This window comes from Rhizobium sp. NZLR10, assembly GCF_019685125.1.
In the GTDB taxonomy this organism is placed as follows: domain Bacteria; phylum Pseudomonadota; class Alphaproteobacteria; order Rhizobiales; family Rhizobiaceae; genus Rhizobium.
The window spans coordinates 114502-128056 of record NZ_JABDWE010000007.1; the positions used below are offsets into that span (position 1 = coordinate 114502).

Here is a 13555-nt window from a genome sequence, read left to right on the forward strand (position 1 = left end):
CGCTATCGCCGCCGGTGGCGCCGCACTTGCCCTTGCGTCACGCGCCAATCTCGCTAAAAGTGCCGCGACACCGGGTTTTCGCCGGCCTTTTATGCAACGGACCTCATCATCATGGCATCGTACAAAGACGTGAAGAAAGTCGTTCTCGCCTATTCCGGCGGCCTCGACACCTCGATCATCCTGAAGTGGCTGCAGACCGAGCTCGGCGCCGAAGTCGTCACCTTCACCGCCGATCTCGGCCAGGGCGAAGAGCTGGAACCGGCGCGCAAGAAGGCCGAGATGCTCGGCATCAAGGAGATCTACATCGAGGATGTGCGCGAGGAATTCGTGCGCGATTTCGTCTTCCCGATGTTCCGTGCCAATGCCGTCTATGAGGGCGTTTACCTGCTCGGCACGTCGATTGCCCGGCCGTTGATTTCCAAGCATCTGATCGATATCGCCCGCAAGACGGGCGCGGATGCGATCGCGCACGGCGCGACCGGCAAGGGCAACGACCAGGTCCGGTTCGAATTGTCCGCCTATGCTTTGAACCCCGACATCAAGATCATCGCGCCGTGGCGCGACTGGGCGTTCAAGAGCCGCACCGACCTGCTTGCCTTCGCCGAGCAGCATCAGATCCCGGTTGCCAAGGACAAGAAAGGCGAGGCGCCGTTCTCCGTCGACGCAAACCTGCTGCATTCCTCCTCCGAGGGCAAGGTGCTCGAGGACCCCTCTCAGGAAGCGCCGGAATATGTGCATATGCGCACCATTTCGCCCGAGGCGGCACCCGACAAGGCAACGGTGATCAAGGTCGGCTTCGAAAAGGGTGACGCGGTTTCGATCAATGGCGTGCGGATGAGCCCGGCGACACTCTTGGCGACACTCAACAATTACGGCCGCGACAACGGCATCGGCCGTCTCGACCTCGTCGAAAACCGTTATGTCGGCATGAAGTCGCGCGGCATCTACGAAACGCCAGGCGGCACAATCCTGCTCTCGGCGCACCGCGCCATCGAATCGATCACGCTCGACCGCGGTGCTGCCCATCTCAAGGACGAGATCATGCCGCGCTACGCCGAGCTGATCTATTACGGCTTCTGGTTCTCGCCGGAGCGCGAGATGCTGCAGGCGCTGATCGACAAGAGCCAGGAGCATGTCGAGGGCGAAGTGACGCTGAAGCTCTACAAGGGCAATGTCATGGTTATCGGCCGCGAAAGCGAAAAGTCGCTCTATTCCGACAAGCTCGTCACCTTCGAGGACGATCAGGGCGCCTACGACCAGAAGGATGCGGCTGGCTTCATCAAGCTCAACGCGCTGCGCCTGCGCACGCTCGCCAAGCGCAACCTCACGAAGTAATCACGCTTCGCCTGCACACCGGATATGGCCCCGCCGGCATCGCCGCGCGGGCTCTTTCATTGCCCAGAGCCTTGGTGCGCGGATCGTTAATGGCGTTGGCGTAGGTGAGCGACAAGCGCAATCTTCTGGCATCGGTGCTGCGATTAATGGGACTGGATCTCACTGTGCCCGCTGAGCCGACGTGCACGGACATGGCGATCAGCTGACAGGCGGGACGGCCGCAGCGCTTCGATAAAGGGGCCTGTTCACGTCCTCATCGACAGTCCCGGGCTCGAAGTCGACGGTGGTGGCCAGTGGCTGGAAGAGAGCACGGCGCCAAATCCCGTCGCAGCTGGCGGAAACTGCATCTGGCGTTGGACGCGGACAGCGGCGAGATCATCGCTGACGTCATGACCGATCACGAGGCTGGCGATCCCAGGTCAAGCCCTTGCTCGACCAGATCGACGCTCCGATCGGCCAGATCACGGCCGATGGGGCCCATGACGGTAACGACCTACGACGCCGTCGCCAGGCATAGCGCCAACGCGGCTGTTGTCATCCCGGCACGGATCAATGCAGTCGACCGATCCGATATAGAGACCACCAACCAGCGCGACCGGCACATCGCAGCAATCAACACGGACGGCCGGATGAAATGGCAAGCCGCCACCGACTATGGCAAACGGCCGCTGATCGAGACCGCGATCGGCCGCTACAAGTCGATCATCGGACACCGACTGCGGGCACGCTCATTCGGCGCGCAGCAAACGGAAGTTGCCATCGGCTACGCCGTCCTCAATCGCATGCTTGCATGCGCACGCCCGAAATCGTCCGGGCACGGCATAGCCGAAGCATCAAAGAGCGAAATCCCTTTACTCCATGATCGATGTACCAAAGCCATCCCTGAGCGAACCGAATTTTGCAACCTCGACCCGTCGTAGTCTCGGTCGGGCATCGATCATCTCATCGATACCAGCCCAATGACGTTGAAGGTGCGGTGACGCGGGACTGTTCTGTACCGATCAGCGAGGAATTGGGTTGACAGAACTTTGCCCCTGTCTGCTGTCTGAGCAGACGACGGAGAGGACGCTGGCCGCGCGTCAACGCTTTTTTATTTAGTTCGAAGCGGCACCTTCCGCAGCATCTTTGATCAGATCGGCGACTGCCTGGGGTTGGGACACGTACACGGCGTGACTTCCCTTGATCTCGACCGTCGAGCTACCGGCCCGCTTGGCCATATACCGTTCAAAGTCAGGATTAATCTTATGATCTTCCGTCGCAACGACATACCAGCTTGGTTTAGAACGCCAAGCGGCTTCGGTGACTTTTGTACCTAGCGCCTTCTCGCTCACCGGAACCTGAGATCGCGCCATGAAATCCGCGTCGGCTTCAGGCAGGTCTGCGGCGAAGTCCTCATGGAACGTCTTGGGGTCCAACGTGCGAAACCCATCCGAAGCGCCGTGAACCAACACGATATTTTTAACAGGCTCAGCGCTGTAGACCGGTGCGGAAGATAAGGGGAAGCCGGCAAGCGCGGCGAAAGCGGAAACCAGGTGATTCATATAGTTCTCCTTTCACGAATAGACGACTGAGCTCCCCCGAGGACTCGTCCGGGGGTGTTCCGCTCAGAAGGGGAGCCACGATGTGGCTTGCCCTGATACATTCAGTGCTGATCGCCAGGCGTTACAAACCTCACAAGCTTGTGATTATCCGCGCCGGCAAATTTGGTCGCTTTTCACCAGCAGGCGTTCCTTAAGAGGAGCTAGCAACGTAGAAGGGCTGCTGGCGTTGCGATGAGAACTACCAACGCAAAAGCATCTTACCGAAGAAGCATCCAAACAGCCCGCTCAACAGGATCCCGAGGGTGTATCGCTAGTCTACAGATCCGAATCGCCGCTTCAGGCAGAAGTTACCGATAGTAGGATTTGCTCTTATCCCGCTTTTCGTGGCCACGGAGCGCTCTTGACGGACGCCGGGGATGACTTACTCTGCCGCAATCATCCTCCGGAGTATCTCCATGACGCAGTCCCTGGTCGTCGGCGCCTTTCTGGCGGCACTCTTCTATGTGCTCATCCCCGGACCCGCCTTTCTTCAGCTGCTCGGCATCGGTGCCGGGCAGGGCCGTAAGGCCGGCGCCTTCTTCATGATGGGGCATCTGGTCGGGGATATCATCTGGTCGTCGCTGGCGCTGATCGCAATCGTCGGGGCAAAGACGATCGGAACCTTCGTCTTCGACCTGCTCGGCCTTGCCTGCGGCTTCTATCTTGCCTGGATCGGCTGGAGCGCCGTCAATGCCAAGCCGAAAGCGGAGGGGCAGGCGCTTGTGGTGGTCGAGCGGCCGTTTCGCCGCGGTCTGATCTTCGGCGTCACCAATCCGAAGGGGTATCCGGTGGCGCTCGCCACCTTCACCGCATTGGTTGCAGGCTCGGCCGGGGCGCTTGATTTCGAGGCGTTGCCGGGGCTTGTCGGTGTGTCGTTCGTCGGTTTCGTGACGGCCGACATCATCCTGATCGGCGTCATCGGCGCAGGCGCGGTACGCCGCTTCTATCGGGCGCACGAACGGTTGATCGTGCGTTGTTCGGGCGTGCTGTTCATGGGGTTTGCCGCCCAGGCACTCTGGCATGCAACACCCGGCCTTATCGGCTGGCGCAAGGCCTAAAGCGAAAGCGCGTCGCGATCTTTCAGATCCGCTCCTTGCGCTTTAGCTCCTTGTTTTTACGCATGTCGTTGCCGCAAAAGCGCTTCGCGCTTTGCCTGGGAAAACCGCTGCACAGTTTTGCACGACATGCTTTAATTCAACTGTCCAGGAAATTGACGATCGATTTCAGCGTCTGGACCTCATCGGGATCGCCGATCGACATGGCGATCTGCAACTGATTTTTGTAATAATCGAGAAAATTGAAGCTGGTGCCGTCGGTGACGCCGGAGAGATCGATGACGTTGCCGAGCGGATCGATTGCATGCATCGGCAGCGGCTCGGAGATCGCCGCGTAGGTACTTTGATCGATCAGGCCGCTGTCGAAACTCTGGCGCGCGTAATTGCGCAGTTCTCCAGGGCTGACCGCGGTGAAATCCGGCCCTTCGTCACTATTGTCGTCGATCTGGAACGAGGCCGGGGCGGGCGCCCTGGTCTGGATTTCAATATCAGCGGTCTTCGAACTTTTTGCGTTATTAGGATTGTTTTTAAAGAGCAAACTCTGAGAAGACCGCACAGAAAAAATTTCCATGGCGCATGTCCCCGTAGAAGAAGAAACATGGGAAAGCTAGCGCTAACGCGTGATTCGCGTCAATCGTTAACGATTGGTTAATTTTCGCGCGTCAATTTTTGTCCACCAGATTTTGCAGGCGAGGCAAAAGGTCCTTCCCGGCAACATACCAATTCTGCGATGGCCCTCCTATATTGACGAACCCCGTGCATGCCAAAAAGGAATTCTCCGATGCCTTCTCCACATGATTTCAATCCGGCGCTGGTGACTTGGGACGGCCTTCACGGCCTGCCGCGTTTCGATGCCGTTGACGACGGTGATTTCGCCGCCGCCTTCGAGGCGGCGCTTGCCGCCCATGAGGGGGAGATCGACGAGATCGCCGGTAACGGCGAGGCGCCGACATTCGACAATACGGTCGTGGCGCTGGAGATTGCCGGTGACGCGCTGTCGCGCGTTTCGGCGCTGTTCTGGAACAAGGCGGGCGCGCATACCAACGATGTGATCCAGGCGTTGGAGCGGGAGATCTCGCCGAAGATGTCGCGCCACTATTCGAAGATCGGCATGAATGCCGCGCTTTTTTCCCGCATCGACATGCTCTGGGAGACGCGCGACAGCCTTGGCCTGACGCTCGAACAGACACGCGTGCTGGAACGCCACTGGAAAGGTTTCGTCAAGTCGGGCGCCAAGCTTGAGAAGGCCAAGCAGGAGAAACTTGCGTCGATCAATGAAAAGCTTGCCGGCCTCGGGACGCAATTCGGCCAGAACGTTCTCGCCGACGAGAAGGCCTGGGCACTCACGCTTTCTTCCGGAGCCGAGCTCGACGGGCTGCCGGAATTCCTGCGCGACGCAATGTCTGCGGCTGCGCGCGAACGCGGCGAAGAGGGCAAATATGCGGTGACGCTGTCACGCTCGATCATCGAGCCGTTCCTGACCTTTTCGGAGCGCCGCGATCTGCGCGAGCAGGCTTTCAAGGCTTGGGTGGCACGCGGCGAAAATGACGGCGAGACGGACAATCGCGCCGTCATCAAGGAAACGCTGGCGCTGCGCCATGAGGTGGCGAGCCTGCTTGGTTACGGCAATTTCGCCGAGCTGAAGCTCGACAACACGATGGCAAAGACGGCGGGTGCGGTGAACGACCTGCTCAAGGCCGTCTGGGCAAGGGCGGTAAAGCGCGCCGGCGAAGAGGAGACCGATATCGCCGCGCTGATCGCCGAGGAGGGGCGAAACCACGAGGTGATGCCCTGGGACTGGCGCCACTACGCCGAAAAGATCCGGGCGCGAAAGTTCGATTTCTCCGAGGCCGAACTCAAGCCCTATCTGCAGCTCGAGAAGATCGTCGAGGCCTGCTTCGAGGTGGCCGGCCGGCTGTTCGGTATCCGCGCCGTCGAGAAGAAGGACGCGGCCGCGTATCACCCGGATGTCAGGGTTTTTGAAATCTGGGATCGCGAAGACCGGCTGGTCGCGCTGTTCCTCGGCGATTATTTCGCCCGCGGCTCAAAACGATCCGGCGCCTGGATGAGCTCGTTGCAATCGCAGCACAGGCTGGAGCTGAAGAACGGCCACCACGGCGAGCAGCCGATCATCTACAACGTCTGCAACTTCGCCAAGCCCGCCGAGGGCAAACCGGCGCTGCTGTCGCTCGACGATGCGCGCACGCTGTTCCACGAATTCGGCCACGCATTGCACGGCATGCTTTCGAACGTTACCTATCCTTCGGTCTCCGGCACCGGCGTTTCGCGCGATTTCGTCGAGCTGCCGTCGCAGCTCTACGAGCATTGGCTGACGGTGCCCGATATTTTGAAGCGCTATGCCGTGCATGTCGAAACCGGCGAGCCGATGCCGCAGGCTCTGCTCGACAAGGTGCTTGCGGCCCGCACCTTCAATGCCGGCTTCAACACCGTCGAGTTCACCTCGTCGGCGCTGGTCGATATGGCGTTTCACACGCGGGAGGCGGTTGCGGATCCGATGGCGGTGCAGGCGGAGGTGCTGGCCGAGATCGGCATGCCGAAATCGATCGTCATGCGCCATGCGACGCCGCACTTCCAGCACATCTTTTCCGGCGGTTATTCGGCCGGCTATTACTCCTATATGTGGTCGGAGGTGCTCGATGCCGACGCGTTTGCCGCCTTCGAGGAGACGGGAGATCCCTTCAACGGCGAGATGGCGCGCAAGCTCAAGGAGAATATCTATTCCGTCGGCGGCTCTATCGATCCGGAGGACGCCTACAAGGCCTTCCGCGGCAAGCTGCCGAGCCCGCATGCGATGCTCGTCAAAAAGGGGCTTTCGACCTTCGAGGAATTGACAGGCAGCGACGCCTAAGACAATTTGATGACACGCTATGATGCGGCAGGGCGACAGCCATGCCGCAGCTTTTGCGCGTTCCCCTCTTTCGCAAACGCAAAAAAAACTGTATGGACGCCCCAAACCAATAGGCGCGTCCTCAAGAGCGTGCGCCGCAGCCTCAGAGATTTCACATATGGCACTTCGCAATATCGCGATCATCGCGCACGTTGACCATGGCAAGACGACCCTGGTGGATGAGCTTCTCAAGCAGTCCGGCTCGTTCAGAGAAAATCAGCGCGTCGCTGAACGCGTGATGGACTCGAACGATCTCGAAAAAGAACGCGGCATCACCATTCTCGCCAAGGCGACCTCGGTCGAGTGGAAGGGTGTCCGCATCAACATCGTCGACACCCCCGGCCACGCCGACTTTGGCGGCGAAGTCGAGCGCATTCTCTCGATGGTGGATGGCGCGATCGTTCTCGTCGATGCCTCCGAAGGCCCGATGCCGCAGACCAAGTTCGTCGTCGGCAAGGCGCTGAAGGTCGGCCTTCGCCCGATCGTCGCGATCAATAAGATCGACCGTCCGGATGGCCGCCACGAAGAAGTCATCAACGAAGTCTTCGACCTTTTCGCCAATCTCGACGCGACCGACGAGCAGCTCGACTTCCCGATCCTTTACGGTTCCGGTCGCGACGGCTGGATGAACGTCAATCCCGAAGGCCCGAAGGACCAGGGTCTCGCACCTCTGCTCGACCTGGTGCTCAAGCATGTGCCGGAGCCGACCGTCCACGAAGGCCCGTTCACGATGATCGGCACGATCCTCGAAGCCAACCCCTTCCTCGGCCGTATCATTACCGGCCGCATCAATTCCGGTTCCATCAAGCCGAACCAGGCGGTGAAGGTTCTTCACGCCGACGGTAAGACGATCGAAACCGGCCGGATTTCCAAGATCCTCGCCTTCCGCGGCATCGAGCGCACGGCGATCGACGAAGCGCATCAAGGCGATATCGTTGCGATCGCCGGCCTTTCCAAGGGCACGGTCGCCGATACCTTCTGCGATCCCTCGGTCACCGAGCCGCTGCAGGCGCAGCCGATCGATCCGCCGACTGTCACCATGTCCTTCATCGTCAACGATAGCCCGCTCGCGGGCACCGAGGGCGACAAGGTGACCTCCCGCGTCATCCGCGACCGTCTGCTTAAGGAAGCAGAAGGCAACGTCGCCCTGAAGATCGAAGAAGCCGAAGGCAAGGATTCGTTCTACGTGTCCGGCCGCGGCGAACTTCAGCTCGCCGTTCTCATCGAAACCATGCGTCGCGAAGGCTTCGAGCTTGCCGTGTCGCGTCCGCGCGTCGTGATGCACAAGGATGAAAACGGCCAGCTTCTGGAGCCGATCGAGGAGGTCGTCGTCGACGTCGACGAAGAACATTCCGGTGTCGTCGTGCAGAAGATGTCCGAGCGCAAGGCCGAAATGGTCGAGCTGCGTCCTTCGGGCGGCAACCGTCTTCGCCTGCGTTTCTACGCACCGACCCGTGGCCTGATCGGCTACCAGTCGGAACTGTTAACGGATACGCGCGGCACGGCGATCATGAACCGCCTGTTCCACGACTACCAGCCCTACAAGGGTGTGATCGGTGGCCGCGTCAACGGCGTGCTGCTCGCCAACGCTCCCGGCGAAGCCGTCGCTTATGCGATGTTCAACCTGGAAGACCGCGGCCCGATGATCATCGATCCGGGCGAAAAGGTCTATGCCGGCATGATCATCGGCATTCATACGCGCGATAACGACCTTGAAGTGAACGTCCTGAAGGGCAAGCAGCTCACCAACATCCGCGCCGCCGGCAAGGACGAAGCCGTCAAGCTGACGCCGCCAATCCGCATGACGCTTGATCGCGCTCTTTCCTGGATCCAGGAAGACGAACTGATGGAAGTGACACCGAAGAATATTCGTCTGCGCAAGATGTATCTCGACGCAAACGATCGCAAGCGCTTCGAAAAGTCCAAAGCGGCTCTCTGAGAGCGTAATGCATGTCGCCCGGAAGTGTGAAGCGGTTCCGGGATAACGACATGCATAAATAAAGAGCTTTAAAAACAACGTTTGAAACCCCGGCCTTCGTGCCGGGGTTTTTTGTTGTGCGCCGCGTTGATTCCGACTTGTGACAATCGTTAAAAAAGCGTTAAATTTTAGCTGTCGTCCACATATCAAGTCTGTGGGCAATCGATCACGATGCGCTGGGCGCATATGGTTAATTGCCCTTGGCGGGACCAGAGTAAACGTTATGAAGACGTTGTCGATCGATGTTCGGCGGGCCGAACCCAACGATGCCCGAGCCATATCGGAAACCCACAGGCTCGCCTGGCAGCACACTTATGCAGGCATTATTCCGCATCGCGCGCTGACGCAGATGATCGAGCGGCGCGGTGAAAACTGGTGGCGCAAGGCAACGCGTGGACCGGCGACGTTGCTGGTTCTCGATGTCGCCGGAACCGTTGCCGGCTACGCGACGCTCGGCCTCAACCGCGCCCGGGCGCTGCCGCAGGAAGGCGAGATTTACGAGCTTTACCTTCGTCCGGAATATCAGGGCATCGGTCTCGGCCGGATGCTGTTCGGCGAGGCGCGCCGGCTGCTGAAGTCGCTCGGCTGCAACGGGCTGGTCGTCTGGTGCCTTGAGGAAAACGAGACCGCCGGCCGCTTCTATCGTCATCACGGCGGTGTCGATTTCTGCGAAGGCATGGAAAATTTCGACCACAGGCAGTTGAAGAAGATCGGCTTCATCTGGAACTGACGGGGTTGGTTGCGACCGCCTGTTTTCCCATTTGAAAGTTTGAGCATTTTGCGCCGGTGCCATCACGCATCGGTGATCTCAAATGTTGCGTTGCCACATGAAACTGATTATCTGGCTGCGATCAATTCAACCTCGCGGGAGTTTCCTATGCGCATCGACGCCATTTCAATCGGTAATAATCCACCTGAGGACGTCAACGTTATCGTCGAGGTTCCGGTCGGTGGCCATCCCATCAAGTATGAGATGGACAAGGAAGCCGGCACGCTGGTCGTCGATCGTTTCCTCTACACGCCGATGACTTATCCGGGCAATTATGGTTTCGTACCGCATACGCTGTCTGAGGACGGCGACCCGATCGACGTGCTGATCGCCAGCACCCGCCCGCTGGTTCCCGGCTGTGTCATCAATGTGCGTCCGATCGGGGTCCTGAAGATGGAAGATAATTCCGGCAAGGACGAGAAGATCATCGCCGTGCCGTCGCCGAAGCTGACGCTGCGTTATGAGAAGGTGAAGGACTACACCGATCTTCCCGAGATCACGCTGAAGCAGATCGAGCACTTCTTCGAGCACTACAAGGATCTGGAGCCCGGCAAGTGGGTGAAGATCTTCGGTTGGGGCGATTCCAAGGAAGCCGGCGAACTCATCCTCGAAGCCGTCGAGCGCGCCAAGAAGAAGGGCTGATCGCTCAGCGCATAGAGCGTCCTTAGCGCATCCAGCGGATGCGCGGCGTTCTAACTGAAAAGCACTTCTAGTTTTTTTGCCAAATCCTCCGGGTCGCCTTCGATCCGGAGGATTTTTTTGCGCGCGGTGTCGCCGGAGATGAGGCTGACGCTGGTTTTGGGGATGCGCAGCGATCCGGCGACCAGACGGATGAGGGCCTTGTTGGCCTTGCCTTTTTCCGGCACGGCAGTGACGCGCGCCTTCAGATGGGTTTCGCCGCCCTTGCCATCCGCCTCGATGCCATCGATCGCATCACGCCCGCCATTCGGCGTCAGCCGGACGGCGAGGCGCAGATGATCATTGAAAAGACTCCAGGGACGGCTCAAGCGACCAGCGGGTAGACCGTGGTCCAAAGCAAGGTGCGCAGGAAGAAGATGATCAGCAGCAGGATGATCGGCGAAATGTCGATGCCGCCAAGGTTCGGCAAAAAGCGGCGGATCGGCTTCAGCACCGGTTCGGTGACATTATAGAGGAATGTGCCGACCGAATTGACGAACTGATTGCTGGAGTTGATGACGTTGAAGGCATAGAGCCAGGAAAAAACGGCACTGCCAATCAGGATCCAGGTGTAAATATTCAAAGCCAAATCAATGGTTTGAAACAGCGCAAACATCGTCGTCTCCAATTCGTTGTTGACAGACATGTAGACATTGGCGACTAAACGAGCAAGTGCCGTGTGGAAACACGCGGTGAATCATGTTTAACGGGCTGCCTTGCCGCAATTCCGGCGCGCCCGTCTCCTCGGAAAACACCCATGTCGTTTTCGCCTACCGGAGACCGTTTTGCCGCGTTCCGGCATTCGTCCTACACGCGGTTCTTCTTCGCGCGGTTCCTGCTTTCCTTCTCGCAGCAGATCGTCAGCGTCGCCGTCGGCTGGCAGATGTACGACCAGACGGGCAGCGCAATCTATCTCGGCCTGATTGGCCTTGTGCAGTTCCTGCCGTCGCTGCTGCTCATGCTCGTCACCGGTTCGGTGGCCGACCGGTACAATCGCCGGGCGATTGCGGCCCTCTGCTCGCTGGTGAGCGCGCTCTGCACGCTGGCGCTGCTTGTCATGACGGCGATGGGAACCTTCACGCCCCTGCCTGTTTTCGCGGTGCTTTTGATCTTCGGCATCGAACGCGCCTTCATGTCGCCGGCGGTGCAGTCGCTGGCTCCCAATCTCGTGCCGGAGCAGGATCTCTCCAATGCGATCGCCTGGAATTCGTCGTCCTGGCAGCTCGCAGCAATCACCGGGCCGGTGCTCGGCGGTCTGCTCTACGGCGTCAGCGCACCGACCGCCTATACGGTGGCGGTGATCTTTTCGGTGCTCGGTGCGGCTCTTCTCTACATGATCCCGAAACCGGTGCAGAAGACGACCGGCGAGACCAAGAGCTGGGCGATGATCCTTGGCGGCTTCAGTTTCATCCGCGCCGAAAGGGTGGTGCTCGGGGCGATCTCGCTCGATCTCTTTGCCGTGCTGCTCGGCGGCGCAACCGCACTGATGCCGATCTTCGCCCGCGATATCCTGACCCTCGGCCCCTGGGGCCTCGGACTGCTGCGCGCCGCACCGGGACTTGGCGCCATCGTCATGGCGATCTTCCTTGCCGCCTATCCGCTCAAGCACCGCGCCGGCATCTACATGTTCATCGGCGTTGCCCTGTTCGGCGTCGGAACGATCATTTTCGGGGTCTCGACCAATACCGAAGTCTCGATCGCGGCGCTGGCGCTGATGGGGGCGGCCGACATGGTGTCGGTCTATGTCCGCGAGAGCCTGATTGCGCTCTGGACGCCGGATCAGCTGCGCGGCCGCGTCAATGCAGTCAACATGGTCTTCGTCGGTGCTTCGAACGAACTCGGAGAATTCCGGGCGGGCACGATGGCATCGATCTTCGGCGCTGTGCCGGCGGTCGTTATCGGCGGGATCGGAACTCTGGCGGTGGCGGCGATCTGGGCTTCGAGTTTCCCGAAATTGCGGCGGATCGATACGCTCGACGCGCCCAGCACGTGAGATAGCGCATGCTGCCGTATATACAGGTCTCTACGCAGGAAGCGTGATCGGGGAGGCGGCCTTTGCCGTCTTGCCTTCGAAGACAATATCGAGGAATTCGTTCAGCCAGGCTTTCAGCGGCGCGTCGAACAGCATGCGGCCTTCGAGGTGTTCGCGGCCCTGCTGGGCGTTCGGCAGAATGAAGCGATGCGCGCCATGCACCACCCAGCGGTGCATCATCACCCGGGTCAATTCGGCGTGGAACTGCAGGCCCCAGGCGTTACCGTCGTAGCGGAAGGCCTGGTTCGGATAAGCATCGCCTTCGGCCAGAAGGTGGGCGCCGTGCGGCAGCTCGAAGCCCTCGCGATGGAAATGATAGACCATCTTCGGCCAGTGCATCAGCAGGCGGCCTTTCTCGGTCGGGCGCAGCGGGTACCAGCCGATCTCCGTCGAGCCGTCGGTATTCGGCTGCACCTTGCCACCGAGATGGTGCACCAGCATCTGCGCGCCGAGACAGATGCCGAGGTAAGGGCGTTTTTCCCGCAGCGGAACGTCGATCCAGCCGATTTCCTTCTTGACGAAGTCATCGGGATCATTGGCGCTCATCGGCCCGCCGAAGACGACGGCGCCGGCATGGTCTTCGAGCGTCGCCGGAAGCGGCTCGCCGAGAACCGGGCGACGGATATCGAGGCGGTAGCCCTTTTCGACAAGCAATTGGCCGACACGGCCGGGGCTCGACCGCTCCTGATGCAGGACAATGAGGATCGGGCGCCGGTCGCGGTTGGGGTTTTGCTCAGTCGGTGTCATCTTGCGCAACCCGGACATCTGTGACCCTGGCGGCGGCCTCCTGCCGCTTCTGGATGCGCTCGCGCGAGGAGACGCCGAGCAGATCGGCGATGCGCCAGATCACATGGTCTTCCATTTCGCTGCGTTCGCCGTCGGCATAGACGATGTCCCAGAGAATGCCGATCAGCTCCAGCCGTTGCTCGGTATTGAGATGGCGTTTCAAGTCGGCGGTGAAGCGATAATAGTCGACGGCGGTGCTTTCGGCCTCAAGGCCGGCGGCGATCAGTGCATCGAGCTGCTTGCCATCGAGTGCATACTGCTCCTTCAACAGCTTGCGCAGCCGCTTCTTCTCGCTGGCTTTGATCTGACCGTCGGCCTCCATGACCTGCATACAGAGTGCCGCCACCGCGATGCGCGGATCATCGGGGGCAAAGCCTTTCTTCGGGTGGTCGGCGGTAAGATTCTGGAAGAATGCCTGAAAGCGTTCGAACATG

Annotated in this window: 14 protein-coding genes; 8 read left to right on the forward strand and 6 right to left on the reverse strand. The window is 59.9% G+C overall.

The window, feature by feature from the left end; genetic code table 11:
* Nucleotides 1-111: 111 nt before the first annotated feature.
* Nucleotides 112-1335 (forward strand): argininosuccinate synthase, encoded by a 1224-nt coding sequence (locus HJB82_RS12755; RefSeq protein WP_221140130.1) that lies wholly within the window; start codon nt 112-114, stop codon nt 1333-1335.
* Nucleotides 1336-1628: 293 nt separating this feature from the next.
* Nucleotides 1629-2255 (forward strand): transposase, encoded by a 627-nt coding sequence (locus HJB82_RS12760; RefSeq protein ID WP_405049238.1) that lies wholly within the window; start codon nt 1629-1631, stop codon nt 2253-2255.
* Between the two features lie 174 nt (nt 2256-2429).
* Here HJB82_RS12760 and HJB82_RS12765 read toward each other — a convergent pair whose 3' ends face one another.
* Nucleotides 2430-2876: an alpha/beta hydrolase gene (locus HJB82_RS12765; protein ID WP_221140132.1), complete on the reverse strand. Its 447-nt coding sequence runs from the start codon at nt 2874-2876 to the stop codon at nt 2430-2432.
* Between the two features lie 455 nt (nt 2877-3331).
* Between HJB82_RS12765 and HJB82_RS12770 the strand changes: the two genes are divergently transcribed.
* On the forward strand, nt 3332-3973 hold the full coding sequence (locus tag HJB82_RS12770) for a LysE family translocator (RefSeq protein WP_221140134.1): 642 nt from the start codon (nt 3332-3334) through the stop codon (nt 3971-3973).
* Between the two features lie 136 nt (nt 3974-4109).
* Here HJB82_RS12770 and HJB82_RS12775 read toward each other — a convergent pair whose 3' ends face one another.
* The gene (locus HJB82_RS12775; protein ID WP_221140135.1) at nt 4110-4541 is read right to left on the reverse strand and encodes a hypothetical protein; all 432 of its coding nucleotides are present in this window, start codon (nt 4539-4541) and stop codon (nt 4110-4112) included.
* Between the two features lie 210 nt (nt 4542-4751).
* Between HJB82_RS12775 and HJB82_RS12780 the strand changes: the two genes are divergently transcribed.
* The 4 genes from HJB82_RS12780 (at nt 4752) to ppa (ending at nt 10267) form a co-directional block, all read left to right on the forward strand.
* The gene (locus HJB82_RS12780; RefSeq protein WP_221140137.1) at nt 4752-6839 is read left to right on the forward strand and encodes a M3 family metallopeptidase; all 2088 of its coding nucleotides are present in this window, start codon (nt 4752-4754) and stop codon (nt 6837-6839) included.
* A 157-nt stretch (nt 6840-6996) separates the two neighbouring features.
* The gene (typA, locus tag HJB82_RS12785; protein WP_221140139.1) at nt 6997-8817 is read left to right on the forward strand and encodes a translational GTPase TypA; all 1821 of its coding nucleotides are present in this window, start codon (nt 6997-6999) and stop codon (nt 8815-8817) included.
* A gap of 262 nt (nt 8818-9079) precedes the next feature.
* Entirely contained in the window at nt 9080-9586 is a 507-nt protein-coding gene (locus tag HJB82_RS12790; protein WP_207582129.1) for a GNAT family N-acetyltransferase, read from the forward strand.
* A gap of 147 nt (nt 9587-9733) precedes the next feature.
* Nucleotides 9734-10267: an inorganic diphosphatase gene (ppa, locus tag HJB82_RS12795; protein WP_011653868.1), complete on the forward strand. Its 534-nt coding sequence runs from the start codon at nt 9734-9736 to the stop codon at nt 10265-10267.
* 50 nt (nt 10268-10317) lie between these two features.
* Here ppa and HJB82_RS12800 read toward each other — a convergent pair whose 3' ends face one another.
* The gene (locus tag HJB82_RS12800; protein ID WP_221131710.1) at nt 10318-10632 is read right to left on the reverse strand and encodes a DUF167 domain-containing protein; all 315 of its coding nucleotides are present in this window, start codon (nt 10630-10632) and stop codon (nt 10318-10320) included.
* Nucleotides 10629-10949: a YggT family protein gene (locus HJB82_RS12805; RefSeq protein WP_164007631.1), complete on the reverse strand. Its 321-nt coding sequence runs from the start codon at nt 10947-10949 to the stop codon at nt 10629-10631. The genes HJB82_RS12800 and HJB82_RS12805 overlap by 4 nt, the downstream gene beginning before the upstream one ends.
* Before the next feature lie 111 nt (nt 10950-11060).
* Here HJB82_RS12805 and HJB82_RS12810 point away from each other — a divergent pair, with 111 nt between their 5' ends.
* A complete protein-coding gene (locus HJB82_RS12810) occupies nt 11061-12296 on the forward strand; it encodes an MFS transporter (protein ID WP_221131663.1) in 1236 nt (411 codons plus the stop codon).
* Between the two features lie 30 nt (nt 12297-12326).
* Here HJB82_RS12810 and HJB82_RS12815 read toward each other — a convergent pair whose 3' ends face one another.
* Both HJB82_RS12815 and HJB82_RS12820 read right to left on the reverse strand, forming a co-directional pair.
* Nucleotides 12327-13082 (reverse strand): glutamine amidotransferase, encoded by a 756-nt coding sequence (locus HJB82_RS12815; protein ID WP_259671331.1) that lies wholly within the window; start codon nt 13080-13082, stop codon nt 12327-12329.
* Nucleotides 13069-13554: a TerB family tellurite resistance protein gene (locus tag HJB82_RS12820; protein ID WP_207582125.1), complete on the reverse strand. Its 486-nt coding sequence runs from the start codon at nt 13552-13554 to the stop codon at nt 13069-13071. The genes HJB82_RS12815 and HJB82_RS12820 overlap by 14 nt, the downstream gene beginning before the upstream one ends.
* Between the last annotated feature and the right edge of the window lies 1 nt (nt 13555).